This is a genomic window from Jannaschia rubra (assembly GCF_001403735.1).
Lineage (GTDB): Bacteria > Pseudomonadota > Alphaproteobacteria > Rhodobacterales > Rhodobacteraceae > Jannaschia > Jannaschia rubra.
Genome location: NZ_CXPG01000014.1, coordinates 341625 through 360897 on the forward strand (window position 1 = coordinate 341625; position 19273 = coordinate 360897).

Sequence of the window (19273 nt, forward strand, 5' to 3'; positions counted from 1 at the left end):
CTGGAAGATCGACAGGCCGGCCCCCGACGGGCCGGCCTTTTCGTTGGAGAATGAAGCATGGCGAAGCGAGACTACTACGAGACGCTCGGCGTCTCGAAGGGAGCCGACGCAGACGAGATAAAGAAAGCCTATCGCCGCAAGGCGCGTGAGCTTCACCCCGACCGCAACTCGGGCAATCCCGATGCCGAGGGGCAGTTCAAGGAAGCGAACGAAGCCTATGAGATCCTGAAGGATCCAAACCGGAAGGCCGCCTACGACCGCTACGGCCATGCCGCATTCGAGGGTGGCATGGGCGGACCCCGGCCGGGCGCGCATGCGGCGGGACAGGGCGATTTCGCCTCCGCCTTCTCGGACGTGTTCGAAGACTTGTTCGGCGACTTCATGGGCGGCGGCGCCCGTGGCGGTGGCGGCGGTCGCCCGCGCGCCACGCGGGGGTCTGACCTGCGCTACAACATGCGGATCACACTGGAGGAGGCTTTCTCCGGCCTGCAGAAAACCATCACCGTGCCCACCGCCGTCCGTTGCGGCACCTGCGACGGCAAGGGCACCGAGGGCGCGTCGGAACCCGCGACCTGCCCGACCTGCGCGGGTATGGGCAAGGTTCGGGCGCAGCAGGGTTTCTTCACGGTGGAGCGGACCTGCCCGACCTGTTCGGGCGCCGGTCAGATCATCAAGAACCCCTGCAAGACCTGCGGCGGCGGCGGACGCGTCGAAAAGGAACGCCAGCTGTCGGTGAACATCCCCACGGGGGTCGAGACCGGCACGCGCATCCGCCTGTCGGGGGAGGGGGAGGCAGGGCTGCGCGGCGGCCCGACGGGTGATCTCTATATCTTCATCGAGGTACAGGACCACGCGCTGTTCCAGCGCGACGGCGTGAACCTCTATTGTCGCGTCCCGGTCGCCATGTCGACGGCCGCCCTGGGCGGCGAGGTCGAGGTGCCGACCATCGACGGCGGCCGGTCTCGTGTGAAGGTGCCTGCCGGGTCGCAGACCGGGCGCCAGATGCGCCTGCGCAGCAAGGGCATGCCGGCGCTGAGGGGCGGGGGAAGCGGCGACATGATGATCGAGCTCTCCGTCGAAACACCGGTGAACCTGACGCAGCGGCAGAAGGAAATCCTGCGGGAGTTCGACAAGATCGAGGCTGACAACAACCCGCAAGGCGACAGTTTCTTTCGGAAAGTCAAAGGCTTCTGGGACGGCATGACCCAGTGACGGCGATCGGCGGGCCGCCCCGGTCCGCCTGTCGCGCGATCAATCCCCGGCCGGCTCGGTCACCGTCGCCGCCACCGGGATGACACCGATGTCGCCGACCGCCACGTTGCGGCCGCGCTTGCGGTGCATCAGCACGCCGTTCACGATATAGAGGTCGGCCACGTTGTACCGGTCGAGAAACCCCTCGTCATTGCGAAGGAAGATTGCGGCCTGGTCGTCGGCCGACCGCGCCTCACTCAATTGAAACCAGTCCGGATCGGCCCGGCTATCGATGGAGCGCATGATCGCCAGCACCTCCTCGGGGTCCGTGACCCGTTCGTCGGTGAAGTAGCACGCCCCCTCGTAGGCGCCTGCGCCCAGTGCCGTGACGCCGGCGACGACGATGGAGGCCGGCGCCGTCACGATGGCGGACGCGGTGGTCGCCGCCCCGCCGCTGGCCGATGCCGTGGCCGAGGCGGCCGAGCCGATCATCGACGCGCCCGACGCCGGGTTGGTCAGCGTATAGGCCCCCACCGTCTTGACCACGGTGCCTGCACCCGCGAGCCCTGCCTTGGTCCCCGCGCCGATAACCCGGCTGGGACGAAAGTCGCAGATCGCCGCGCTGGCCTGTCCGGCGCAAAGGCAGATCAGAAGAACGGAAGACAGGATCGGTTTCACGGCGGGCCCTCTTGCAGGTGGGATCGGTAGGGACTCTACACCCGCTGCCTCCGGGGGAAAGGGTGACGAGGCGACAGGGGCCTGCGCGCCATCGCGGTTGCGGCTTTCCGCCGGGACGCCGGGCTATTAGGGTCCGCCCGACAGCGGGAGGGGCCGATGACCGTCACGCCGATGATGGCGCAATATCTGGACATCAAGGCGGAGGCGCCGGACGCCTTGCTGTTCTATCGCATGGGCGACTTCTATGAGCTGTTCTTCGACGATGCGGTCGCGGCCTCCGCCGCGCTCGACATCGCGCTGACGAAGCGCGGACAGCATCTTGGAGCGGACATCCCAATGTGCGGCGTGCCGGTCCATTCTGCTGAGAATTACCTCATGACCCTGATCCGCAAGGGGTTTCGCGTGGCCGTGGCGGAGCAGTTGGAGGCACCGGAGGAAGCAAAGAAGCGCGGGTCGAAATCCGTCGTGGCGCGCGGCATCGTGCGGCTGGTCACGCCGGGCACGCTGACCGAAGACCGCCTGCTGGAAGCGAGGGCGCACAACTATCTCGCCGCCTGGTGCGAGGTGCGCGGCGAGGGGGCGTTGGCTTGGGCCGACATCTCGACCGGAGAGTTCCACGTCGTCGCCTGCCCGCGCGTGCGTTTCGGCCCCGATCTGGCGCGGCTGGGCGTGGCCGAAGTGATCCTGCCCGAGGGGTCAGGCGTCGACGCGGTGGTGGAGGAGCAGGGCGCGGCCGTCACGCCGCTCGGCCGCAGCGCCTTCGATTCAACCTCGGCCGAGGGGCGGTTGATGGCGCTGTACGACATCGGGTCGCTGGAGGCGTTCGGCAGCTTCAGCCGCGCCGACCTGGGCGCAATGGGCGCGTTGGTCGAATACATCGAGATCACGCAGCGGGGCCGGCTGCCCCTCCTGCGTCCGCCCCGGCGAGAGGCAGCGTCGACCCTCATGGCCATCGACGGGGCGACGCGGCGAAATCTGGAGCTGACGCGCGGGGCGACGGGGTCGCGTGACGGCACGCTCCTTTCGGCCATAGACCGGACGGTCACGGCGGGTGGCGGGCGGCTTCTGGAGCGGCGGCTCTCGGCGCCGTCGACTGAGGAGGAGGTGATCGCTGCACGGCTCGACACGGTGGACTGGGCGGTACGGGACGATGCCTTGGCCGACGATATTCGCGCCATCCTGCGTCGCGCGCCCGACATGGACCGCGCGCTGACGCGCCTGTCGCTCGATCGCGGCGGTCCGCGCGACCTGACGGCGGTGCGTGGCGGGCTGGAGGTGGGCGGGCTGTTGTTCGACCGGCTGTCGGGCGCGGACCTGCCGCTCGACATTTCCAACCTTGCCGGACGGGAGGATCTGCTGGACCTTCTTGATCGCGCACTGGTTGCCGAGCCGCCGATGCTGCTGCGCGATGGCGGCGTGATCGCCGCGGGCCATGACGCCGACCTCGACGAGGCACGGCAGTTGCGCGATGAGGGCAGGGGCGTGATCGCCGCGCTTCAGGCGAAATACGCGGCCGAGACGGGGATTGCGGCGCTGAAGGTCAAGCACAACAACGTGCTGGGCTATTTCATCGAAATAACCGCGACCCATGCCGCGCGAATGATGGAGCGCGACGGCTTCATCCACCGGCAGACGACCGCGAGCCAGGTCCGGTTCACCACGGTGGAACTCTCCGAACTCGAAACCCGCATCCTGAACGCCGGTGCCCGCGCGCAGGAGATCGAGGAGCGTATCTTCGCCAGCCTGCGGACAGCGGTGCTGGAAGCGTCCGATGCGATTTTCGCCGCTGCCCGCGTGCTGGCCGATCTGGACGTGGCGACGGCGCTTGCCGATCTCGCGCGTGGCGAAGGATGGACCCGGCCCCGCGTCGACGGCAGCCGTGCTTTCGAAATCACCGCAGGACGCCATCCGGTCGTGGAACGCGCGCTGAAACGAACCGGCAGCCCCTTCGTTGCCAATGATGCGCACCTGACGGCGGAGGATGGCGCCGCCATCCGCCTGCTGACCGGGCCGAACATGGCGGGAAAATCGACCTGGCTACGGCAGAACGCGCTGATCGCGGTGCTGGCGCAAATGGGCAGCTTCGTGCCGGCGGAGTCCGCCCATATCGGCATTGTCAGTCAGCTTTTCAGCCGGGTCGGTGCCTCGGACGATCTGGCGCGGGGACGATCGACCTTTATGGTCGAGATGGTCGAGACGGCCGCGATCCTCAACCAGGCCGACGACCGGAGCTTCGTCATCCTGGACGAGATCGGGCGCGGGACGTCCACCTATGACGGGCTGTCGATCGCCTGGGCGACGCTCGAACACCTGCATGAGGTGAACCGCTGCCGCGCGCTGTTCGCCACGCATTATCATGAGATGACGGCACTGGCGGCCAAGCTGGCCGGGGTCGAGAATGCGACGGTCGCGGTGCGCGAATGGGAGGGGGACGTGATCTTCCTGCACGAGGTGCGGCAGGGCGCGGCGGATCGGTCCTATGGCGTGCAGGTCGCGCGGTTGGCTGGCCTGCCGCCGGCGGTCGTGGCGCGGGCGAGAGAGGTGCTGCAGGCGCTGGAGGAGGGCGAGAGGCGGGGAGGCGGCAAGCCCAAGGCGGTGATCGACAACCTGCCGCTGTTCAGCGTGACGGCCGCCGCGCCGCCGCCCCGGGCCACGCCGGTCGAGGATCGCTTGCGCAAGGTCATGCCCGACGAGTTGACGCCGAAGGCTGCGCTCGAACTTCTCTATGAATTGAAGATATTGGCCGGCATTTGAGGGCGGGCGCCGGAACGCCCGCCCACGACAGGCTCAGGACGCGGGGGTCGAGGACACGCCGACCTGCGCGGGCCGCAAAAGCCGGTCGTGCAGCAGGAACCCTTCGGCGGCCACCTGGATGATCTCGCCGGCCCGGGTGCCGGGCAGGGGAGCCTCGAACATCGCCTCATGCATCTGGGGGTCGAAGCGGTCGCCAATTTCCGGCGAGACGAGCTTGATGCCGTGCCGGCCGAAGACGTTCAGCAGTTCCTTCAGCGTCAGCTTGACGCCTTCGATCACGCCGTCGTTCGCATCGCCCGCCGCATCGAGGGCGCGACGCAGGTTGTCGTAGACAGGCAAAAGGTCGCGGGCGAGGCGGGACGCGCCGTACTGCTCGGCCTCGGTGCGGTCGCGGACAGCGCGTTTGCGGACGTTCTCCGTCTCGGCGAGGGCGCGCATCAGGCGGTCGCGCAACTCATCGCGCTCGGCTGCCACGGCCTCCATGGCGGCCCGGCCGGACAAGGCGCCGGACTCGGGCTCCTCCTCCATCGCGGCGTCGAGGTCGAAATCCTCCTCCTGCATCTCGGGGTCGTCGAGGAACGGGTCTTCCTTGGGTTGTGCCATGTCAATCCTCAGTCATCCTAGTGGCCCGAGCCGGAAAGAACCCGGCCGACCAGTTGCGCGGTGTAGTCGACGATCGGCACGATCCGTCCGTAATTCAGACGGGTCGGACCGATGACACCGACCGCACCCACGATTTTGCGATCCGAGTTCATATAGGGGGAAACCACCAGAGATGAACCGGAAAGTGAGAAGAGTTTGTTCTCGGAGCCGATGAAAATGCGGACGCCTTCGCCATCCTCGGTCAGCGACAGGAATTCCTCGATATCGCGCTTACGCTCCAGATCGTCGAACAGCGTGCGGATACGCTCCAACTGGTCGGCATCGGCGCCCTGGTCGAGCAGATGCGACCGGCCGCGCACGATCAGCCGCTCGGATCGCTCGCCCTCGTTCTCCCAGGCGGCGAGGCCCCGTTCGATCAGATCATGAGCCAGGGAGTCGATCTCCTGCCGCCGAGCAGCCACCTCACGCGACATCAGGCCACGCAGATCCGAGATCGTCCGGCCCTCGATCAGCGCGTTCAGCAGGTTAGCCGCCTCGCGCATGGAACTGGGCGTCTGACCCGGCGGGGGCACGAAGATCCGGTTCTCGACATGGCCGTCGGCGAAGACCAGCACCACGAGCGCGCGGTCGGCAGCAAGCGCGACGAACTCGATATGCTTGATCGGTGCCTCGCGTTTGGGCGCGAGAACCAGAGACGCGCCCCGCGTGATGCCGGACAGCGCGTTGCCGACCCGGTCCATCATTGCCGAGACGTCGTCTTCCGACGCGCCGACGCCCGCTTCGATCCGCTCCCGATCCTCGTCGCCCAGCTGTGCTTCGAGCAGGCCGTCCACGAACATCCGCAGGCCCGCCTGCGTCGGGATGCGGCCGGCGCTGATGTGGGGAGCCTGCAGCAGGCCCAGGAACTCCAGATCCTGCATCACGTTGCGGATTGTCGCGGCAGACACCTTTTCCGACATGCTGCGTGTCAGGGTCCGGCTGCCGACGGGGTCGCCCGAGCCCAGATAGCCCTCGACCACCCGGCGGAAGACCTCGCGGGAGCGGTCGTTCATCTCGGACAGGATCTGGACGTTCTGCATCATGGGCCTAAGGCATCTATGCAGGGGAAGACGCCGGGTCAATCGCGGGGTTGCGCCGCCCGCGGGCCGGGGGCATGTCGGGGCAACCTCAGGGACAGGAGAGATATATGCGACCTTCGGGACGGGCCCTTGACCAGATGCGTGACATCACGATCGACGTCGGCGTGACGCGCCATGCCGAGGGGTCATGCATGATCCGCTGCGGCGACACGCATGTCCTGTGCACCGCCTCGCTGGAGGAGCGGGTGCCGCCGTTCCTTCGCAACACGGGCCAAGGCTGGGTGACGGCCGAATACGGCATGCTGCCGCGCGCCACGACGACGCGGATGCGACGCGAAGCGCAGGCGGGCAAGCAGTCGGGCCGCACACAGGAGATCCAACGCCTGATCGGCCGGAGCCTGCGTGCGGGCATCGACCGCAATGCACTGGGAGAGCGGCAGATCACCGTCGATTGCGACGTGATACAGGCTGACGGCGGCACCCGCTGCGCGGCGATCACCGGGGGATGGGTCGCGCTTCGTCTCGCGCTCGACAAGCTGATGAAGGCCGGGGACATCGTGACCGACCCGATGGTAGACCATGTCGCCGCCGTAAGTTGCGGCATCTATGCGGGGCAGGCCGTGCTGGACCTCGACTATCCCGAGGACAGCGAGGCGGGGACGGACGGAAATTTCGTCATGACTGGCGACGGTCGCATGATCGAGCTTCAGGCGAGCGCCGAGGGCGCGACCTTCAGCCGCGACCAGTTTGCGGAACTGATGGCGTTGGCCGACAAGGGGATTGCGGATCTTGTCGCCGCGCAGAAGGCCGCCATCGCGTGAGACGTTTCGAGGGCAGCGAACTTCTGATCGCCACGCACAATCGTGGCAAGCTCGACGAGTTTCAAGCTCTGTTGGGCCCGCTGGGCATCACCTGCCGGTCCAACGAAGATTTCGGCCTGCCCGAGCCGGAGGAGACGGAGGAGAGCTTCGTCGGGAACGCACGGATCAAGGCCCGGGCTGCGGTGGGGGCAACCGGCCTGCCCGCGCTGGCCGACGATTCCGGGATCGAAATCGACGGTCTGGACGGTGCGCCGGGCGTGCATACCGCCGATTGGGCGGAGACGCCGCAGGGTCGGGACTTCACCGTCGCCATGACTCGTGCCTGGTCGGAACTGGAAGCCCGCGACGCGCCCGAGCCCCGCACCGCGCGTTTCCGGGCGACGCTCCTTCTGATGTGGCCTGATGGGCATGAGGAAGTGTTCGAGGGCGCCGTCGCAGGACGCGTGGTCTGGCCGATGCGCGGGACACTCGGTCACGGATACGACCCGATCTTCCTGCCGGACGGACACGACCGAACCTTCGGCGAGATGAGTGCGGAGGAGAAGAACCGTTTGAGCCACCGGGCCGTGGCGCTGCGGAAGATGGCCGCCTGTTTCGGAAGGCCGTGATGGAGAATTGGCAGCAGGCGGGGTTCGGGCTTTATGTTCATTGGCCGTTCTGCGCCGCGAAGTGTCCCTACTGCGACTTCAACAGTCATGTCGTGTCCTCGGTCGATCAGGCCCGCTGGCGTGCGGCGCTGATCCACGACATCGACTATTGGGCCGCGCGGACACCCGGCCGCATGCTGACGTCTATCTTCTTCGGGGGCGGCACGCCGTCGCTCATGCCGCCGGAAACCGTCGCGGCAGTCATCGACGCTGCGCGTAGACATTGGACCCCCGCGAACGACATCGAGATCACACTGGAAGCCAATCCGACCTCGGTCGAAGCCGGGCGTTTCGCCGATTACGTCGGCGGAGGCGTCAATCGCTTTTCGGTCGGCTTACAGGCGCTGAACGACGCAGACCTGCGGACTTTGGGACGACTGCACACGGCGGCGGAAGGTCGTCGGGCCTTTGATGTGGCGACATCGGTCTGCGAGCGCGTGTCGTTCGATCTGATCTATGCGCGCCAGCATCAGACCCTCGCCGGCTGGACAGCGGAACTGACCGAGGCGCTGAGTTTTGCCGGGGAACACCTGTCGCTGTATCAACTGACGGTCGAGGAGAACACGGCCTTCGGCGCGCGGGCACGAGCGGGCGGTCTTCGGGGTCTGCCCAAGGAGGACCTCGCCGTGGATCTCTATCAGGTCACGCAGGATCTTTGCGGTGCCGCCGGTCTGCCACGCTATGAGACGTCGAACCACGCACGGCCCGGAGCGGAATCGCGGCACAATCGCATCTATTGGGCCGCGGGCGACTGGATCGGCGTAGGGCCGGGCGCACATGGCCGCGTTGGGCAGAGGGAAGGTCGCGTGGCCACCGCCGCGCGACCAGGCCCGATGGATTGGCTGACGGACGTGGAGGGTAGCGGACGTGGTCGGACGAACGAGGATATCCTTCAAAAGTCTGATATATATGAAGAATACATTATAATGAGTTTACGGACGACGGCAGGAATCGATTTGGACAGGCTAGCCGGGATGGGCGGTCTTCTGGACAAGAGCGCAGTCGAGGAACTGACGTCCAGCGGGATGCTCATCAGCGATGGGCACCACCTGCGGACGTCCGAAGCCGGTGCGCTTCTGGTCAACGCAATCCTAGGGAAGATCGTCGCGGTCGATCCCTGACGACAGAAGCGCGCAAAGACGGTCGAGCTGGTCGAGCGTTCGATACCGAACGGACACCCTTCCGCCATCACCGGCCGCCGCATGTTCGATCAACACGCTCAGCCCGAGCGCAGCGCTCAGATCGCCTTCGAGAGCGCGGGTGTCAGCGTCTTTCTCGTCACCCTTCGCCCGACGCAGCTTCGGATCGTCGCGGTTTGGCGCAGAGGCGGCCTTGGCGAGCCGTTCGGTTTCGCGGACGGAGAGCCCCTTTCCGATGACCTTGCGGGCCAGCCCCTCCGGGTCCGGCGCATTGATCAATGCGCGCGCATGGCCGGCCGTTAGTAGTCCCTGGCGAAGATGTTCCTGAACGGACTCCGGCAGTTTGAGCAGCCGCATGAGGTTCGCGATATGGCTCCGTGACTTACCCAGGACGGTCGCGAGTTGCTCCTGCGTGTGACCGAAACGATCCATCAACTGCGTGAAACCGAGAGCCTCCTCCACAGCGTTCAGATCCGCGCGCTGAATGTTCTCGATGATAGCAATTTCAAGGACTTCGGTATCATCCAGAGTACGCTCGATAACGGGGACTTCGTGCAATCCGGCCCGTTGTGCGGCGCGCCAACGTCGCTCGCCCGCGACGATCTGGTAATCCCCCGGCGCCGTGGGGTCCGGACGGATGATCAGCGGTTGCAACACTCCCTTCTGGGCGATGGACGCCGCAAGGTCCGACAGATCTTCCTCGCCGAATGTACGACGCGGCTGATCGGGGTTCGGGCGAAGCTTCTCAATTGGCAACACACGTTCTGCCACAGGGATCCGGCTTTCCATATCAGAGGCCGAAACCCCCACATCCGCCATGAGGGCCGACAGACCGCGCCGCATCGGACGTTTCGCAAAGGAATCAGACATGGGCCACCTGACTGGTTTCGTTTCGTTGCAGAAGTTCAGCTGCGAGGCTTCGATACGCGATTGCTCCACGAGAGGTCGGGTCATAGTTCAGAACCGGCATTGCGTAACTGGGCGCTTCGCTCAGGCGGACGTTTCGCGGGATTTTCGTATGGAAGACAAGCTCCCCAAGGTTTTGCCGGGCGTCGTCTTCAACCTGAAGGCAGAGATTGTTGCGGCGGTCGAACATGGTCAGGACGATACCTTCAACGCGCAGATCCGGATTGGCAGAGCTTCGGACCTCGCGCACCGTCAAAAGAAGCTGCGACAAGCCTTCCAGAGCGAAAAACTCCGCCTGCAATGGAACGATCACCGTATCGGACGCCACAAAAGCATTCACGGTCAAAAGACTAAGGGACGGCGGACAGTCGATGAAGACGTAATCATATGGCGTCGACCGGGACCGTAGACTGTTTTTCAAATGCATGACCCGCCTCGTGCTGGACATCAATTCCGCATCAGCAGAACTGAGATCCATCGTCGCGGGAATGATCCATAGATTGTCGACATCTGTCGGCATGGCTATATCTGCTGCCGCCGCGTCTGCGAGAAGAAGATCGTATGTACTTCGACCTCGCGTTTCGCGGGATATTCCGAGACCGGTCGATGCGTTACCTTGAGGATCCAGATCCACCAGGAGGACACGCTTGCCTCGCATGGCAAGTGCTGCTCCCAGATTGATGGCCGTTGTCGTTTTACCGACTCCACCTTTCTGATTGGCAATACTGACTATTTTTGCCTTAGATGTCATGCCCGTCTCACATTTCTTATTCTCAGGATGACCGAACCTGGTTGGATCAGGCTATCCAGTTGTTCGAGATCATACGTCCATTCCCGGCGGGCCGCTACATCCTCCGCTTGCCAGTTCGCCCCTTTGGGAAAGAGAAAGACCGTACCGTCATTGGCGTGCCGTATTGCCAAGGATAGGAGCTTCGGAAGGGGGGCCAAGGCTCGGGCGCTGATTACGGATGCTTCGATAGGAATGGTTTCCTCAATTCGCTTGTTTACGATGTCGAAATTGAGGTTAAGCTCCCGCCGTACTGTCCGCAAGAACTCGCATTTTCGCTTGTCGCTCTCAATCAGCGTGACGGGATGACGCCCTCCAGCAAGAATTGCAACGACGACACCCGGAAAACCGCCGCCACTTCCTAAGTCTAACCAGCTTCCGCCACCCGGCCCGGTCGCGTATACGGCTACTGAGTCCGCTATGTGACGACGTTCCAAGGCGTCCAGTGTTTCACGTGAAACAATATTAATGGACCCGTTCCATTTTCGAACAAGTCGTCCCAGCTTCACGAACGCCGTCTCTGTTTCACGTGAAACAATCATCCTACCGACGTTCTAGTTGAGGCCAGCGGTCGATCTATCTTCCGGATAGCCGCAAGCAACACAACGAGAGCGGCCGGCGTCATGCCTTCAATACGGGCTGCCTGTCCAAGCGTATCAGGACGGACCATTTCAAGTTTGTCTCGAATTTCTGTCGAAAGTCCCATTACGGACGCAAAGTCAATCGACGGAGGGATGGGCACCCCCTCATCCCGCACGATAGCCTCAACATCACGTCGCTGCCGCGCTTCGTAATTTATATAGATCGCATCATTTGCCGCCTGTCTTAGTGCAGGTGTGCTGATATCATCTAGTTCAGGCGCCAAACTCATGATCAGGTCCGTAGTAGCACCCGGAAGCGACAAAAGGTCGAACGCACTTCGTTGTGGCCCATCTTCTCTGATTCTTAAACCCGAAGCCGCCGCCACTCTGGCGGATATCTGGCTTCCTCTTAATCTCTGTATGGCCTCAGCCACCGAATCCGTCTTCCGACGGAAGGCTTCAGCTCGAATATCACCTACACAACCCAGCCGCACACCATGAGCGGTCAGCCTCGCGTCTGCATTGTCCGCTCGGATTGTCAGGCGAAACTCGGCACGAGATGTGAACATTCTATACGGTTCGGTTACACCCCGAGTAACAAGATCGTCGATCATTACGCCGATATAGCTGTCGTAACGCATGGGCACAAAAGAATCACGGCGCATAACATTTGCTGCGGCGTTGACACCCGCAATCAGTCCCTGGGCTGCAGCCTCCTCATATCCAGTCGTTCCGTTGATCTGACCTGCAAGAAACAGACCGGGCGTCTCTAAAAGTTCCAAGGTGCGTCGCAGCCCACGGGGATCGACATAGTCATATTCAATCGCATACCCCGGCTGCGCAATTACCGCATTTTCCAACCCCGAGATCGTCCGCACGTAGTCGCGCTGCACCTCTGCGGGCAATGAAGTAGAGATTCCGTTCGGATAGATCAGGTCGGATGTCAGGCTTTCCGGTTCCAAAAATATCTGATGTGACGGCTTCTCCGCAAAACGGACCACCTTGTCTTCGATCGATGGACAATACCTCGGACCGACACCATTGACCGCACCACCGTACATGGCTGACTTTGAGAGGTTCCGACGAATAACGTCATGCGTCCGCTCGTTCGTATACGTGACTGCGCAACGGACCTGGGGTGCGAATGGACCTTTGTGCAGGAACGACAGCATCACCGGCTCGGCATCGCCCGCCTGTTGTTCAAGACTATCCCAATCAATCGAGCTTCGAACCAGGCGCGGCGGCGTCCCCGTCTTCAGGCGGCCGATACGAACGTCCAGACCGCGGATCCTCTCTGCCAATCTCGTCGAAGCCTTTGCACCCATTCGCCCACCTTCGGAGCGATCCATTCCCGTGTGAATGACACCTCCTAGAAAGGTACCCGACGTCAGGATAACCGTCTGGCTCGAAATCGCTGCACCATCTGCAAGTATGACACCCCCTACTTGCCCGGATTTTCCCACAATCAGGTCTACAACCTCGCCTTCAACAATCGAAACCGCATTAAAGGCTGCGAACTCCGCAGACATTTCGCGTCGGTAAATGTTTCGATCTGCTTGAACTCTCGGCCCGTGAACTGCCGGGCCCTTGCTGCGGTTCAGCAGTCGAAACTGGATAGCAGCCTTGTCGCCGATCCGACCCATAAGGCCATCCAATGCGTCAATTTCCCTTACAAGGTGCCCCTTGCCAAGCCCACCTATGGCGGGATTACAGGACATCACCCCGAGGTCATCTGCACGAAACGTCACGAGAGCAACGCGACAGCCCATTCGGCCGGCAGCATGCGCCGCTTCACAACCCGCATGTCCCGCGCCGACGACGACGACATCGAAATCGCGCTGTTTCACGTGAAACATCCTATTTCCCAAGACAGAAGGAAGAGAACACTTCGTCCAGAATGGCTTCGATATCAACCCCGCCGATGATTGTCTGAAGTGTATCGGCCGCCTTTCGCAGCATCTCCGATGCTATTTCCGGCGGCAGCGCGTCGTATCGCCTTGCCACTTCGTCAAGTGCTGCCGAGGCAGACTCCAAGGCTTCACGATCACGAGCCTGAGAAATCAGGCCGGCGTCCGCAACTTCCCCCTCCAGCGTCCGGAAGACGCTGTCCGTCAAACTCTTCAGACCGAATCCTGTAACACTTGAGATACCGGCGGTTCCATCGTCGCACAGGTCGACCTTGGTACGCATCACGATATCTTGATCCCGAACCTCGACAGGCCAAGACGGTTGATCTACTGCGTCGTAGAGGAACACGCGCAGATCGGCGCGGTCAGCGCGAGTTTTCGCGCGCTCGACGCCGAGACGTTCAATCGCATCCGTAGTGTCACGCAAACCGGCAGTGTCTAAGAATGTTACTGGCAACCCATTGATATCTATTCGAACTTCTATGACATCACGCGTGGTTCCAGCGATCTCCGACACGATTGCGACATCGCTGCGGGCCAGTGCATTCAGCAATGAAGACTTTCCCGCGTTGGGGGCACCGACGATGGCGACCTCGAACCCGGTCTTGAGGCGCGTAGCCCCTTTCACGCCGGCGAGTTCCTCCGCAACCGATTGACGGACGTCATCGATCAGGTCCAGAACCTCCGGGTCGACATCTTCCGGGACGTCTTCATCCGCGAAATCGATGGTGGCTTCGACCAATGCGATGGCGCGAACCAGTTTCGTCCGCCACCCCGCGATCATCTCGCCGACCTCGCCCCCCATGACCCGCATGGCATGGCGACGCTGCGAGTCGGTTTCAGCGTCGATGGCATCCGCCAGCCCCTGGACCTGTGCGAGGTCGAGCCTGCCGTTCATCAACGCTCGTCGGGTGAATTCTCCCGGCTCGGCCAAACGCGCCAACCCGGTGGCCTGGATCGCCGCCAGAACCGCGCGCACGATGGCCACGCTGCCATGCAGGTGCAGTTCCACAACATCTTCGCCGGTGAAACTCGCACCTTCTGCAAAGCGCAGGACCAACGCATGGTCGAGCACGTCCCCCGATTCATCGCGCAATACGCACAGGCGGGACGACCGAGGGCCGGGAGCCGTTCCGCCCAGAGCATTCAGCACCGCGACGCTCTGCCCCCCGGATAGGCGCACGACTGCCACGCCGGCTTTCCCCTGCGCGGTGGCCAGGGCAAAGATCGTCTCTTCCACCCCGATGACCTCCGCGTCAGGAATTCATGGATTCAAAGAAATCCGCATTCGTCTTGGTCTGCTTCAGCTTTCCGATCAGGAACTCGACGGCATCGGTCGTGCCCATCGGGTTCAGGATGCGGCGCAGCACGAAGGTCTTCTGCAAGTTCTTCGGATCGACCAGCAGCTCCTCCTTCCGGGTACCGGACTTCAGGATATCCATGGCCGGGAAAACGCGCTTGTCGGCGACCTTGCGGTCCAGCACGATCTCGCTGTTGCCGGTGCCCTTGAACTCCTCGAAGATCACCTCGTCCATGCGGCTGCCCGTGTCGATCAGGGCCGTGGCGATGATCGTCAGCGACCCGCCCTCCTCGATGTTGCGCGCCGCGCCGAAGAACCGCTTTGGCCGTTGCAGCGCGTTGGCATCGACGCCCCCGGTCAGGACCTTGCCCGATGACGGCACGACGGTGTTGTAGGCCCGACCCAGACGCGTGATCGAATCGAGCAAGATGACCACGTCGCGCTTGTGTTCCACCAGGCGCTTGGCCTTCTCGATCACCATCTCTGCTACGGCCACATGCCGGGTGGGCGGCTCGTCGAAGGTGGAGGAGACCACCTCCCCCTTCACCGACCGCTGCATGTCCGTGACTTCCTCGGGCCGCTCGTCGATCAGCAGGACCATCAGGTAACATTCGGGATGGTTCGTCTCGATCGACTTCGCGATGTTCTGCAACAGCACCGTCTTGCCCGTCCTAGGGGGTGCAACTATCAGAGAACGTTGGCCTTTTCCGATCGGAGCCACCAAGTCGATGATCCGGGCGGAGCGGTCCTTGATGGTCGGGTCCTCGATCTCCATCTGGAAACGTTCGTCAGGGTAGAGCGGCGTCAGGTTGTCGAAGCTGACCTTGTGCTTCGACATGTTGGGGTCTGCGAAGTTGATCTCCGCCACCGTGACGATCGCGAAGTAACGCTCGTTCTCGTCGGGTGCCTGGATCACGCCTTCGACCGTATCGCCGGTGCGCAGCGAATGCTGCCGGATCACCTCGGGAGAGACATAGATGTCATCCGGACCGGGCAGGTAGTTCGCTTCCGGCGACCGCAGGAACCCGAAACCGTCCTGTAGAACCTCCAGCACGCCCTCGCCGGAAATCTCCCAGCCTTCGTCGGCGCGCTCCCGCAGGATCGAGAACATCATCTCGCCCTTGCGCATGGTCGAGGCGTTCTCGATCTCGAGTTCCTCGGCCATGTCCACCAGCGATTTGGGCGACATGGCCTTCAGGTCGCGCAGGTTCAGCTTCTCGACCGGGCCGTCATCCTCGGCGCGGCTGTCGTCGGTGATGTCGTCGTCGCGCATGGCAAGGCTCCGCTGCGGCTGGACGGGCTGCGCCTCGGCGCGCCGTCGGATCTGGAAAAAGGAAACCGGCTTTCGGATCAGGACGATCCGCCGTTGACGGGCTTGCTACGACCCGGACGCGCCGAAGTCAATCAGAACGGCCGCACCAGGACCGACACGACGATCACGATCATCAGGACGGTGGGCACCTCGTTCATCATCCGGTACCTCCGCCCGCTCGCCGTTGCCGTACCGTCGGCCAGCCGCCTGCGCTCGCGCGCGCACCAGAGATGAAACGCGGTCATGGCGATCACGCCGGCCCCCTTGACCCAGGGCCAGACCTCGCCCCAGTCGATGACGCCCACGGCGATGATCGACAGGCCGAACGCCCAGGCGGCGATCATCGCGGGCGTCATGATCGCCTGCAGAAGCCGCCGCTCCATCACCTCCAGCACCGGCACCATCTGCGGCACGCTCGCCCGCTGCTCCGCGTGATAGACGAAGAGGCGCGGCAGGTAGAAGATCCCGGCCATCCACGCGATGACCGAGATCACGTGCCCTGCCTTCAGCCAAAGATAGATATCGCCCATGCGCCGTCCCTCCGTCCCGGTCCTCCTATCAAGAATAGAAAGGGAAAGAAGGATGATGTTCTTGGTAGGGGCAGTGGATATCGGGGATCAAATGTCCTCCTCCGATCCATCCCCAACCGAATGATGCGATCGCCCGGTTGCCGCTCCGCCTGTGGATCGTCGTGCCACCTGCTTTCGCCCGCAGGGGGACCGGCGTGTGGGTCGTTGCGGGAACAACCGATGGAGGCCTTGGGAGCGGGCCTAGGTTTCCACAGTCCCGCCGCCCACCGCCACCGCTCCGGAGAGTTTGCGGATCGACCGGGAGAAACTGGCGGGTTGTCCCCCGCCGAACCTCGGGCCATTCCTGTCACAGCTTCATCGACAGGCTTTTCCCCGCAGTTGCCCACAAAGGCCGCCATGCTGATTCTCGCCTCCACCTCCCGCACCCGTCACGATCTGCTCCGCAATGCCGCCATTCCCTTCGAGGCCCGGGCGCCCCGCGTCGACGAAGGTGCCGTCCGCGATGCGCTGCTGGCCGAAGGCCATGGCCCGCGCGACGTGGCCGACGCCCTGGCCGAGATGAAGGCCCTCCGGGTCAGGGGCGCGGGCCTCGTGATGGGCTGCGACCAGGTGCTCGACCACGACGGGCGCTGCATTTCCAAACCCGCCACGCCAGAGAAGGCGGAGGAACAGCTCCGCGCCCTGTCAGGCGGCGTTCACCGTCTCCACACCGCTGCCGTGATCGCCGAGAACGGGCGTCCCGTCTGGCGCCATGTCGAGACGGTGACGATGACGATGCGATCCGCCAGTCCGGCGTTCATTCGGGACTACGTCGCGCGGAATTGGGATATCATCCGCCATTCCACCGGCAGCTACACGCTGGAGGGCGAAGGCGCGCGCCTGTTCCGCCGTGTCGATGGCGATCATTTCTCCGTCCTCGGCCTGCCGCTCCTGCCGCTGATCGACTTCCTGATCGAACGCGGCGAGGTGGCGGCATGATTCCCTTGGCCGGGGTCATCGGCGACCCCATCGCGCACAGCCGGTCGCCCCTTTTGCATGGCCACTGGCTGCGCCGCCACGGCATCGACGGCCACTACATCCCCCTGCATGTCCGTGCGTCCGACCTCGGGGGCACGCTCGCCCTCCTGCCACGGCTCGGCTTTCGCGGGGTGAATGTGACGCTGCCCCACAAGGAAGCCGTCTTCGCCTTGGCGGATGAGGCGACCGACCGCGCGCGTGCGGTCGGTGCCGCGAACACGCTGACTTTCCGCGACGGCCGCATCCATGCCGACAACACCGACGGCGCGGGGTTCATCGCCAACCTGCGGCAAGGCGCGCCGGATTGGGCGGGCGACAGGCCGGCGTTGGTTCTGGGGGCAGGGGGCGCCGCGCGGGGCGTCGTCGCTGCCCTGCTCGACGAGGGCGTCCCCACCGTGACCCTCGCCAACCGCACCGCCGCGCGGGCCGAGGCGCTTGCCGGGCAGTTCGACGACCGGGTCCGCACCATCGACTGGAACGACACTGGCCCGGCGCTGGCCGATCACGCTCTGCTCGTCAACACGACCAGCCTCGGGATGACGGGCCAGCCGCCCCTTGACGTCGATCTCTCGGCCTTGCCGGGCGACGCGGTCGTCACGGACATCGTCTACACGCCCTTGTCCACACCCCTCCTGACCGCCGCGCAGGCGCGGGGCAATCCGACGGTCGACGGCCTTGGAATGCTGTTGCATCAGGCCGCGCCCGGCTTCGCAGCATGGTTCGGCGTCACACCGCAGGTGGATGACGATCTGCGCCGGGCGGTGCTCGGATGATCCTGGGCCTCACCGGGTCCATCGGCATGGGCAAATCCACCACGGCACAGATGTTTCGTGATCTGGGCGTGCCGGTCTGGGATGCGGATACCGTCGTCCACCGCCTCTATGCGCCCGGCGGGGCGGCCGTGGCGCCCATGGCCGCCGCCTTCTCCGAAGCTGTGCGCGACGGGGCGGTGGACCGCGCCGCCCTGCGCGATCTCGTGGCGCGCGATCCGGCGGCCCTCGCCGTGGTGGAAGGCATCGTCCACCCGTTCGTCGCCGCCGACCGTGCCGCCTTCCTGCAAGTCTCCGCTCCGCTCGTGGTGCTCGACATCCCGCTCCTCTTTGAAACCGGGGCCGACGCGCAGGTCGACCGCATCGCCGTCGTCTCGGCCCCCGCCCCCCTCCAACGCGCCCGCGTGCTGGAACGCGGCACCATGACCGAAGCGCAGCTCGACGCGATCCTCGCGCGGCAGATGCCCGATGCTGACAAACGCGCCCGGGCCGACTACATCATCGACAGCACCGACATGGACACCGCCCGCGCCGCCGTCGCGCGCATCGTGGAGGAACTGGGATGAGGGAAATCGTCCTCGACACCGAAACCACCGGGTTCGAGCCTGACACGGGCGACCGCATCGTGGAAATCGGCGCGGTCGAACTGGTGAACCACGTGGCGACCGGCAAGATCTATCATCAGTACGTCAACCCCGAACGCGCCATGCCCGACGGCGCGTTCCAGGTGCACGGGCTGGGCGATGATTTTCTCAAGGATTTTCCCGTCTTCAAGCAGGTGGGGCAGGCGTTCCTCGACTTCATCGGCGACGCCCGGCTGGTGATCCACAACGCCGCCTTCGACATGAAATTCCTCAACGCCGAACTCGACTGGATGGGCCTGCCGCGCCTGCCTTTCGACCGCGCCATCGACACGCTCGCCATCGCCCGGTCACGGTTTCCCGGCTCGCCCGCGTCCCTCGACGCGCTCTGCCGCCGGTTCGGGATCGACAACTCCGCGCGCACGAAACATGGCGCGCTCCTCGACAGCGAGATCCTGGCCGAGGTCTATCTGGAGCTGATCGGCGGACGCCAGCCCACGATGTCGCTGGTCAGTCAGCGTTCCGGCCCCTCCGACGCGTCGGGCGAATGGGCGCCGCAACCGCGGCCCAGGCCACTCCCGCCGCGCTTGACCGACTCCGAGATAGCGGCCCATGCGGCTTTTGTGGAGAAGCTGGGCGAAGGTGCCCTGTGGAAGAAATCGGGCTGACG

General features: G+C 64.2%; 19 protein-coding genes. 9 read left to right on the forward strand and 10 right to left on the reverse strand.

What is annotated here, in order from left to right:
* Positions 1–57: 57 nt before the first annotated feature.
* A complete protein-coding gene (dnaJ, locus tag JAN5088_RS07580) occupies positions 58–1212 on the forward strand; it encodes a molecular chaperone DnaJ (protein WP_055682197.1) in 1155 nt (384 codons plus the stop codon).
* A gap of 39 nt (positions 1213–1251) precedes the next feature.
* On the opposite strand, the gene JAN5088_RS07585 is transcribed toward dnaJ, so the two are convergent.
* Positions 1252–1869, reverse strand: coding sequence for a hypothetical protein (locus tag JAN5088_RS07585; RefSeq protein ID WP_055682198.1), 618 nt, complete (start codon positions 1867–1869; stop codon positions 1252–1254).
* A gap of 156 nt (positions 1870–2025) precedes the next feature.
* Between JAN5088_RS07585 and mutS the strand changes: the two genes are divergently transcribed.
* A complete protein-coding gene (gene mutS, locus JAN5088_RS07590; protein WP_055682199.1) occupies positions 2026–4623 on the forward strand; it encodes a DNA mismatch repair protein MutS in 2598 nt (865 codons plus the stop codon).
* Between the two features lie 33 nt (positions 4624–4656).
* Here mutS and JAN5088_RS07595 read toward each other — a convergent pair whose 3' ends face one another.
* Together JAN5088_RS07595 and hrcA are read right to left on the reverse strand one after the other, a co-directional pair.
* On the reverse strand, positions 4657–5226 hold the full coding sequence (locus JAN5088_RS07595; protein ID WP_055682200.1) for a nucleotide exchange factor GrpE: 570 nt from the start codon (positions 5224–5226) through the stop codon (positions 4657–4659).
* A gap of 17 nt (positions 5227–5243) precedes the next feature.
* Entirely contained in the window at positions 5244–6308 is a 1065-nt protein-coding gene (gene hrcA, locus JAN5088_RS07600) for a heat-inducible transcriptional repressor HrcA (protein ID WP_055682201.1), read from the reverse strand.
* 104 nt (positions 6309–6412) lie between these two features.
* Here hrcA and rph point away from each other — a divergent pair, with 104 nt between their 5' ends.
* The 3 genes from rph to hemW are packed head-to-tail and all read left to right on the forward strand — an operon-like array spanning position 6413 to position 8894.
* Positions 6413–7126 (forward strand): ribonuclease PH, encoded by a 714-nt coding sequence (rph, locus tag JAN5088_RS07605; RefSeq protein WP_055682202.1) that lies wholly within the window; start codon positions 6413–6415, stop codon positions 7124–7126.
* A complete protein-coding gene (gene rdgB, locus JAN5088_RS07610) occupies positions 7123–7734 on the forward strand; it encodes an RdgB/HAM1 family non-canonical purine NTP pyrophosphatase (protein ID WP_055682203.1) in 612 nt (203 codons plus the stop codon). The genes rph and rdgB overlap by 4 nt, the downstream gene beginning before the upstream one ends.
* A complete protein-coding gene (hemW, locus tag JAN5088_RS07615) occupies positions 7734–8894 on the forward strand; it encodes a radical SAM family heme chaperone HemW (RefSeq protein WP_055682204.1) in 1161 nt (386 codons plus the stop codon). The genes rdgB and hemW overlap by 1 nt, the downstream gene beginning before the upstream one ends.
* Here the strand turns inward: hemW and JAN5088_RS07620 are convergent.
* The 7 genes from JAN5088_RS07620 to hemJ form a co-directional block, all read right to left on the reverse strand.
* Complete coding sequence (locus JAN5088_RS07620) at positions 8865–9782, reverse strand: ParB/RepB/Spo0J family partition protein (RefSeq protein WP_055682205.1); 918 nt, start codon at positions 9780–9782, stop codon at positions 8865–8867. The genes hemW and JAN5088_RS07620 overlap by 30 nt on opposite strands.
* Positions 9775–10569 (reverse strand): ParA family protein, encoded by a 795-nt coding sequence (locus JAN5088_RS07625; RefSeq protein WP_055682206.1) that lies wholly within the window; start codon positions 10567–10569, stop codon positions 9775–9777. The genes JAN5088_RS07620 and JAN5088_RS07625 overlap by 8 nt, the downstream gene beginning before the upstream one ends.
* Positions 10566–11147: a 16S rRNA (guanine(527)-N(7))-methyltransferase RsmG gene (gene rsmG / locus JAN5088_RS18210; protein WP_074962413.1), complete on the reverse strand. Its 582-nt coding sequence runs from the start codon at positions 11145–11147 to the stop codon at positions 10566–10568. The genes JAN5088_RS07625 and rsmG overlap by 4 nt, the downstream gene beginning before the upstream one ends.
* Entirely contained in the window at positions 11144–13042 is a 1899-nt protein-coding gene (mnmG, locus tag JAN5088_RS18215) for a tRNA uridine-5-carboxymethylaminomethyl(34) synthesis enzyme MnmG (RefSeq protein WP_177220042.1), read from the reverse strand. Before mnmG ends, rsmG begins: the two co-directional genes overlap by 4 nt.
* Position 13043: 1 nt before the next feature.
* Entirely contained in the window at positions 13044–14333 is a 1290-nt protein-coding gene (mnmE, locus tag JAN5088_RS07630) for a tRNA uridine-5-carboxymethylaminomethyl(34) synthesis GTPase MnmE (protein WP_055682207.1), read from the reverse strand.
* A gap of 16 nt (positions 14334–14349) precedes the next feature.
* Positions 14350–15666, reverse strand: coding sequence for a transcription termination factor Rho (rho, locus tag JAN5088_RS07635; protein WP_055682208.1), 1317 nt, complete (start codon positions 15664–15666; stop codon positions 14350–14352).
* Positions 15667–15797: 131 nt separating this feature from the next.
* Positions 15798–16235 (reverse strand): protoporphyrinogen oxidase HemJ, encoded by a 438-nt coding sequence (gene hemJ, locus JAN5088_RS07640; RefSeq protein WP_055682209.1) that lies wholly within the window; start codon positions 16233–16235, stop codon positions 15798–15800.
* A gap of 396 nt (positions 16236–16631) precedes the next feature.
* On the opposite strand from hemJ, the gene JAN5088_RS07645 reads away from it, so the two are divergent.
* The 4 genes from JAN5088_RS07645 to dnaQ are packed head-to-tail and all read left to right on the forward strand — an operon-like array spanning position 16632 to position 19271.
* Positions 16632–17213: a Maf family protein gene (locus tag JAN5088_RS07645; RefSeq protein ID WP_055682210.1), complete on the forward strand. Its 582-nt coding sequence runs from the start codon at positions 16632–16634 to the stop codon at positions 17211–17213.
* On the forward strand, positions 17210–18025 hold the full coding sequence (locus tag JAN5088_RS07650) for a shikimate dehydrogenase (RefSeq protein ID WP_055682211.1): 816 nt from the start codon (positions 17210–17212) through the stop codon (positions 18023–18025). The genes JAN5088_RS07645 and JAN5088_RS07650 overlap by 4 nt, the downstream gene beginning before the upstream one ends.
* On the forward strand, positions 18022–18588 hold the full coding sequence (gene coaE, locus JAN5088_RS07655) for a dephospho-CoA kinase (protein WP_055682212.1): 567 nt from the start codon (positions 18022–18024) through the stop codon (positions 18586–18588). Before JAN5088_RS07650 ends, coaE begins: the two co-directional genes overlap by 4 nt.
* The gene (dnaQ, locus tag JAN5088_RS07660; protein ID WP_055682213.1) at positions 18585–19271 is read left to right on the forward strand and encodes a DNA polymerase III subunit epsilon; all 687 of its coding nucleotides are present in this window, start codon (positions 18585–18587) and stop codon (positions 19269–19271) included. The genes coaE and dnaQ overlap by 4 nt, the downstream gene beginning before the upstream one ends.
* Positions 19272–19273 lie beyond the last annotated feature (2 nt).

What these genes read in the sequence shown, in the direction of transcription:
- mutS (WP_055682199.1), top strand. Translation starts at nt 2,026, where the DNA reads ATGACCGTCACGCCGATGATGGCGCAATATCTGGACATCAAGGCGGAG.
- coaE (WP_055682212.1), top strand. Translation starts at nt 18,022, where the DNA reads ATGATCCTGGGCCTCACCGGGTCCATCGGCATGGGCAAATCCACCACG.
- JAN5088_RS07650 (WP_055682211.1), top strand. Translation starts at nt 17,210, where the DNA reads ATGATTCCCTTGGCCGGGGTCATCGGCGACCCCATCGCGCACAGCCGG.
- dnaJ (WP_055682197.1), top strand. Translation starts at nt 58, where the DNA reads ATGGCGAAGCGAGACTACTACGAGACGCTCGGCGTCTCGAAGGGAGCC.
- hemJ (WP_055682209.1), bottom strand. Translation starts at nt 16,235, where the DNA reads ATGGGCGATATCTATCTTTGGCTGAAGGCAGGGCACGTGATCTCGGTC.
- rho (WP_055682208.1), bottom strand. Translation starts at nt 15,666, where the DNA reads ATGCGCGACGACGACATCACCGACGACAGCCGCGCCGAGGATGACGGC.
- JAN5088_RS07625 (WP_055682206.1), bottom strand. Translation starts at nt 10,569, where the DNA reads ATGACATCTAAGGCAAAAATAGTCAGTATTGCCAATCAGAAAGGTGGA.
- rsmG (WP_074962413.1), bottom strand. Translation starts at nt 11,147, where the DNA reads ATGATTGTTTCACGTGAAACAGAGACGGCGTTCGTGAAGCTGGGACGA.
- hemW (WP_055682204.1), top strand. Translation starts at nt 7,734, where the DNA reads ATGGAGAATTGGCAGCAGGCGGGGTTCGGGCTTTATGTTCATTGGCCG.
- JAN5088_RS07595 (WP_055682200.1), bottom strand. Translation starts at nt 5,226, where the DNA reads ATGGCACAACCCAAGGAAGACCCGTTCCTCGACGACCCCGAGATGCAG.
- JAN5088_RS07620 (WP_055682205.1), bottom strand. Translation starts at nt 9,782, where the DNA reads ATGTCTGATTCCTTTGCGAAACGTCCGATGCGGCGCGGTCTGTCGGCC.
- dnaQ (WP_055682213.1), top strand. Translation starts at nt 18,585, where the DNA reads ATGAGGGAAATCGTCCTCGACACCGAAACCACCGGGTTCGAGCCTGAC.
- rph (WP_055682202.1), top strand. Translation starts at nt 6,413, where the DNA reads ATGCGACCTTCGGGACGGGCCCTTGACCAGATGCGTGACATCACGATC.
- hrcA (WP_055682201.1), bottom strand. Translation starts at nt 6,308, where the DNA reads ATGATGCAGAACGTCCAGATCCTGTCCGAGATGAACGACCGCTCCCGC.
- JAN5088_RS07645 (WP_055682210.1), top strand. Translation starts at nt 16,632, where the DNA reads ATGCTGATTCTCGCCTCCACCTCCCGCACCCGTCACGATCTGCTCCGC.
- mnmG (WP_177220042.1), bottom strand. Translation starts at nt 13,042, where the DNA reads ATGTTTCACGTGAAACAGCGCGATTTCGATGTCGTCGTCGTCGGCGCG.